Annotated in this window: 7 protein-coding genes; 3 read left to right on the top strand and 4 right to left on the bottom strand. The window is 41.4% G+C overall.

Translation table 11 applies throughout. The features are described from left to right. Positions 1-15: 15 nt before the first annotated feature. From V7201_RS06870 to V7201_RS06860, 3 genes are all read right to left on the bottom strand, one after another. Entirely contained in the window at positions 16-1,611 is a 1,596-nt protein-coding gene (locus tag V7201_RS06870; RefSeq protein WP_335376051.1) for an acyl CoA:acetate/3-ketoacid CoA transferase, read from the bottom strand. Between the two features lie 50 nt (positions 1,612-1,661). Next, a complete protein-coding gene (locus V7201_RS06865) occupies positions 1,662-2,387 on the bottom strand; it encodes a beta-ketoacyl-ACP reductase (RefSeq protein ID WP_335376050.1) in 726 nt (241 codons plus the stop codon). Between the two features lie 316 nt (positions 2,388-2,703). Beyond that, positions 2,704-3,585 carry a LysR family transcriptional regulator gene (locus V7201_RS06860; protein ID WP_335376049.1) on the bottom strand — a complete coding sequence of 294 codons (882 nt, stop codon included), beginning with the start codon at positions 3,583-3,585 and terminating at the stop codon, positions 2,704-2,706. A 150-nt stretch (positions 3,586-3,735) separates the two neighbouring features. Here V7201_RS06860 and V7201_RS06855 point away from each other — a divergent pair, with 150 nt between their 5' ends. Next, the gene (locus tag V7201_RS06855) at positions 3,736-4,062 is read left to right on the top strand and encodes a nucleoside triphosphate pyrophosphohydrolase (RefSeq protein ID WP_335376048.1); all 327 of its coding nucleotides are present in this window, start codon (positions 3,736-3,738) and stop codon (positions 4,060-4,062) included. Between the two features lie 56 nt (positions 4,063-4,118). Here the strand turns inward: V7201_RS06855 and V7201_RS06850 are convergent, their stop codons facing one another. Further along, the gene (locus tag V7201_RS06850; protein WP_335376047.1) at positions 4,119-4,634 is read right to left on the bottom strand and encodes a DoxX family protein; all 516 of its coding nucleotides are present in this window, start codon (positions 4,632-4,634) and stop codon (positions 4,119-4,121) included. A gap of 259 nt (positions 4,635-4,893) precedes the next feature. On the opposite strand from V7201_RS06850, the gene V7201_RS06845 reads away from it, so the two are divergent. Both V7201_RS06845 and V7201_RS06840 read left to right on the top strand, forming a co-directional pair. Then, entirely contained in the window at positions 4,894-5,349 is a 456-nt protein-coding gene (locus V7201_RS06845) for a DinB family protein (protein WP_335376046.1), read from the top strand. 95 nt (positions 5,350-5,444) lie between these two features. After that, positions 5,445-5,852, top strand: a complete 408-nt coding sequence (locus tag V7201_RS06840; RefSeq protein ID WP_335376045.1) for an HIT family protein — start codon at positions 5,445-5,447, stop codon at positions 5,850-5,852. The last annotated feature ends 148 nt before the right edge of the window (positions 5,853-6,000 follow it).

Below are 6,000 nucleotides of genomic sequence, written 5' to 3'. Positions count from 1 at the left end.
CTTGCGCTTTTCTTATTATACTGCTGTATATTTACGGATGCTTGCTGGTTTTTCATCCTTTAAACCCATGGGTTCATTTAGGAAAATCCTGCTGTCCATTAATTTTAAGTCTTTAGCAATCAAGGGTCTGAAATTCATTTGAGACAGGATATCTTTTTCCAGATTGATCCCTGGTGCAATTTCTGTCAGTGTAAGACCTTCGGGCATTAGTTCGAAGACTGCACGCTCTGTAATATAAATTACTTTTTTCTTGTTTTCACGGGCTACATCTCCGCTGAACGTAACCTGTTCTACTTCCTCCAGGAATTTTCTTGCTTTGCCTTCCTGAAGGATTTCAAGCTTGCCACCATCCGCCTGGACCTTTAATCCGCCGGCAGTAAAGGTTCCGCAAAATGCAATCTGGCGGGCATTTTGCGTGATATTGATGAATCCACCGCAGCCTGCTATTTTAGGGCCGAACTTTGATACGTTGATATTGCCTTTGCCATCACATTGTGCAAGGCCAAGGAACGCTGCATCAATCCCGCCGCCATCGTAAAAATCAAACATATATGGCTGATCGACAATAGCCTGTGGACCGATTGAACATCCGAAATCAAGACCGCTGGCAGCCGTACCGCCAATTGCTCCCGGTTCCAAGGTTGGTGTGAACTGGTCATTCATTCCCTCTTCCTGAAGGACCTTTGCAATTATTTCTGGCACACCGATTCCATAGTTTAGTACTTTAATATCTTCGTTCAAAAGCATTGCTGCACGGCGGGCAATAACCTTTCGCTCGTTAAGTGGATATATTTTATCAGATAACTGATGAACAACGTCTCCGCGGTAGAAATCCTCATTCAGCTGCGTGCCAAATGTTTGCATATGATTTGCATTGTTTTCAACAACGACAACATAATCAACTAAAATTCCCGGAATGGCAACCAGCTTAGGATCGATTGTTCCGTTTTTCACGATTTTCTCTACCTGTACAATTACTTTTCCGCCACTGTTGCGTGCATTCATGGCAATGGAAAGAATCTCAAGCGTAAGCGGCTCTTTTTCAAAACTAATGTTACCGTTTTCATCAGCAACCGAACCTTTCAGAAGCGCAAAGTCAATCTGCTGTGTTTTATAGGCAAGATATGGTTTGCCATCGAAAGTTACTTTTTCGACGATTTCATCCTTCGTAACTTCATTCAGTTTTCCGCCATCAAGGTCAGGATCAACAAAAGTGCCAAGGCCCACGTGAGTAACCGTTCTCGGTTTTCCTGCGGCTCCATCACGGAACATTTGCGAAATGACTCCCTGTGGAAGGTTATAGGCTTCAATTTTGTTATTGACCACAAGAGGCTGGAACTTAGGCGCAAGTCCCATATGCCCTCCGATGATTCTTTTTACTAACCCTTCGTGTGCATAGTGGTTCATGCCGCGGTCCAGGCCATCTCCATTCCCGGCTGCATAGACCAGGGTTAAATTCCTTGGTGAATGCTTTTCAATGAATCGATTTTCTACTTCTATATAGATTTCTTCTGCAACGCCCACGCCGATAAAACCACCAAGGCCAACAACGGAATTGTCGGTGATCAGGCTTGCTGCTTCTTTAGATGTAATGATTTTTACAGAAGACATAGTAAACACCTCATTATCAGTTTTCTTTATTGTCCAAATGAGTGAGTCGGTTATAGTCTTAATCCGCCAGTTACTTCAAGAACGTGACCGTTCACATAGCTTGATTCATCACTTGCAAGGAATAGGACAGCATTAGCAATTTCCTGTGGCTTTCCTAGACGGCCAAGTGGAGTTTTTTCCCTGATTGGCTGGAGGACTTTGTCTGGCACAGTAGCCATCATTTCCGTTTCAACATATCCCGGAGCAATCGCATTGGAACGAACAGCTGCGCCTTTGCGCGTGAATTCCTTTGCCCAAGTATAAGTCATGCCGATGACACCAGCTTTAGTAGCAGCATAGTTAGTCTGGCCGACGTTTCCGTATACACCTACGACAGAAGAGATGCTCACGATCGATCCTTTGCCATTGTCCATCATGACAGGCGCTACTGCCTGGGTAAGGTTGAAGACGCCTTTCAGGTTGACATCAATGACTGCATCCCACATATCTTCAGTCATCTTTTGGATTAATGCATCACGTGTAATTCCTGCATTGTTAATAAGAACATCTATAGTACCAAACTCGTTTTTGACTTCTTCAACAAATTTCGCAACCTGGTCACGATTCGTTACGTTCAATTCCACATGGCGTACATTTGGCAAATCGTATTCTCCAGTTCCCATATCAAGAGAATAGACTAATTTTGCACCTTCTTGCGCAAACGTTTCCACGATTTGGCGTCCAATCCCTCTTGCTCCTCCTGTAACGATAGCAATCTTGCCTTCCATTCTATTCATAATGTAAGCCCCCTACATGAGTTAAATTATCTACACTCTAAATGTAAGCGTTCACAATAATAAAATAAAATATATATAATTCATATTTGGAATAACTTTTGGTTATAAAGAAATGCAAAAGCTGCACTAAAGCGCCGAGGAGGTTTACAGCCTCCACCAAGGAAAGAGAGCATCCCTTCGTTCCAATCAACATATTAAACACAGCAATGTTTACGAAAACAGCCATTAAAAAAAGAGAGAGCACGGACTAAATGCCGTGCTCTCTCTAAATCGTTCATATAAGACTTCCTTTAATCTGAAAAGAAATCATGAGTCGTTAATTGATATTTTCTTTTACATATTCAATAAATTTCTTAGCGGCGAAGCTGACATACCGATTTTTCTTCAGGATGATGGCAATCCGCCATGTCATCTCAGGATGCTCAATGGGGATTTGCTTGATGCTTTTGCTATTGAAACGGGCTAAAATCGGCCTTGGCATAATGGAAATTCCTTGATTAAGGCAGACTAACTCCGTGAGGAAATCCCATTGTGAACTTTTGAAGTAAATATTCGGTTCAAAACCGGCCTCCCTGCATGCCTTGACTACATGGTGATGGAGCAGGAATGTTTCGTTTAACAAGGCGAATGTTTCATCTTTTAAGTCCTCGAAAACGACCTTTTCCCGGTTTGCAAGCGGATGATCATTGTGTACGATCAGCACTGCTTTATCTTCAGTTACCGGGATATATTCAATCCGGTCCGAAAGTTCGGGTAAAATGACGAGTCCAAGGTCAACATATCCCTTTTCAACCATTTCATATACTGTCACCGCGCCATTTTCAATAATCGAAAGGTTTATGCCTGGATAATCATTTCGGAAGTTCGCGATCAGAGGGGGGAAATAGCTAGTGCCAATGACAGGCGGAATTCCGACACTTACATTCCCGGTCCGCAAATTTTTTGTATCCTGAAGGGATTCTGTAATGGAATCCATCTCTAAAAGAATCCTTTGTCCCTCTTCGAACAGTCTTTCCCCAGCATCCGTTAAAGACATTTTATGTTCAGATCTGTCAAACAGCTGGACACCAAGGTCCTCCTCAAGCTTTTTAATCATTTTACTGAGAGCGGGCTGGGAAAGATGGAGGTTTCTTGCGGCCACTGTAAAGCTGTTATCTTTAGCAACCTGTACAAAATATGATAATTGACGAGTATCCATCCTATTTCCTCCGTTTATTTTAAAGGAGTTCATTTTTTAAATATTGTACCACAATCCTGCAATTCCCAATTCAGCTCCTGAAGTAAAATGAGTTTGAACCTATAAGATAAAGGATATGTTTATCTAGAGGACCTCAAAAGGAGAAATGACATGGAGAAAAAAGTACACAACAAGCTTGTAAGAGATTATTTTCCCGAATTAATGAAAGAAAAGGGAAGGGAAATCGAATTTGATATTTTAGACAGCAAACAATTTAGTGAGAAATTAATGGAGAAATTCAATGAGGAAGTTGAAAAATTTCGCCATGCTGGCACAGACAGGCTGTTGAGTGAAATTGTCGATCTTTTGGAAGTGATTTATGCCATTGCGGATCATAGAGGCATAACAGAGTCCGAAGTCGAGTTCATGCGCCAGCTTAAAAAGAACCGCAGTGGCGGTTTTAGAAAAAAAATCATGTTAAAAACACTATCAGATTAAAACCGGAATATAAAGATCCCCTCCGATTAAATTTCTCGGAGGGGATCTTCTTTTCATTAAACGGCTTTATGTGCCGGCTCAGGTGTTTGTTTAAAGACAGTTTTGCGAATGAAAGGAACAACCCAGCGGTCTAAACCGTATTTTCCAGCGTTGAATCCAGCAAACAGAATGATGAAGCCGAAGAAGATGTCAGTTGGGTTGTGAGATACAGTACCGGCAAGGAAGAAAGAGAAGTTCATCACAAGGCCGAAGAACATTGCCGCAGTTGTTAAGCATCCAAGAATAAGTCCAAGACCGATCAGGAATTCACCAAGCGGAACAATGAAGTTGAAAAGTTCGACATTTGGAATAGCGAAGTTATCAAGGAAAGATACATACCAGCTGTAAACCATGTTTCCATCGGGACCTTTAACCGGATTGGCAACAGCATTTTTCAAAAATCCAGTAGCATCGAATCCTTCACCAGTTAATTTTCCCCAGCCAGCGTGCATCCAGTTATAGCCGAGCCAGACACGCAGGACAGTCAAAAAGCCAGCAGCTACATTGTTCTCTCTTAACCATTTCGCGAACATCTAAATCGCTTCCCTTCAAAATAAGTAATGAATGATTACACTTATAAAATAGCAAATGAATTTGTATAAATCTGTGAATAAAGTGTGAAGACACACATCAGCCATAATGTTTTGAACAAATTTTGTCAGTCGTTTTCCTTATTTACCACTATATACATAATAGGGTATTTGGTAGAGCCAATCCGAATTCCTTGCAGCATATAATCCCAGAAATTAGAATAAGTATAGTACGTAATACAAGCGGGGAAGGAGAATGAATGTGAGTAAATTATTATTTAAGCAATTTGAAATGACGAGAGGATTTTTCTTAAAAGAGCTTGCAGCGATTTCTGCCGAGCAGGCAAGTGTCCAGCCAGAGGACTTTAACAATACCATCCATTGGCATATTGGACATGTATTAACAGTGACTGAGCAATTTCTGATGGGGTTTCCTCAAAAATCAACGCATCTTCCGGCACATTACATAGAGCTGTTCGGCAATGGAACTCGTCCTGGAGATTGGAGTGGAGATGTTCCATCTGTCGAGGTGTTAATTGGGCAATTAAAGGAGCAATTAGGTAGAATAAAAGAAATCCCGGCAGCGCTGCTGGATGAGAAGCTTAAAAAGCCATTCTTGGGCCTTGAAACTTTTGGGGAACTTGCAAATATGGCGTTATTCCATGAATCCTACCATCTTGGACAGATCCATGCGATGAAAAAATTACTAAAGGAATAGTTTTAGATAAGCAGCGCTTATAATGGACGCTGCTTTATTTTTGTCTGATAACTGATGCGAAATCAGTCTACTTTTAAAACTGGAGGATAAACATTATGTCCCATAAAGGATGTCCGTATTGTAATTTATTTGCCGATGAAAAACAGGAAATCGTCTTTGAGAATGAGACATGCTATTTTATCCAAAAGGAATCGGAGCAGCAAGTCCTGCTTGGCAGCGGCTTGATCATTCCAAAATGCCATAAATCTGATGTGTTCCAGCTATCAGCCCATGAGTGGACCGATACACAGGAACTCCTGCAGCGTGCCAAAGAAATGCTTGACCAACAGTACTCGCCTGATGGATACAGTGTCGGGTGGAACACAGGCGAGGCAGGGGGACAGTCCATTTTCCATGCACATCTTCATGTCATTCCAAGGTTTAAGGATGAGCCATATGCAGGCAGAGGAATCAGGTATTGGATCAAGCAGAAAGAGAATATGCGTGGAAAAAAAGAATTCTAGTATGTTAATCATTTAATCTATTGATTATTGATATTATCAGAATTTTCCCAATTTATTTGAATCTAAAATCCCGGGCCGAATGTCCCGGGATTTTGATTTTTAAATGCTTCTTGGGCCTATGGTGGTATAGACATCTATACTGTTATTT

Origin of the sequence: Bacillus sp. JJ1122 (assembly GCF_036964885.1) — a bacterium.
Lineage (GTDB): Bacteria > Bacillota > Bacilli > Bacillales > Cytobacillaceae > Mesobacillus.
The sequence above is the reverse complement of the archived record's forward strand: the minus strand, read 5'-3'. Positions and strand labels throughout refer to the sequence as shown.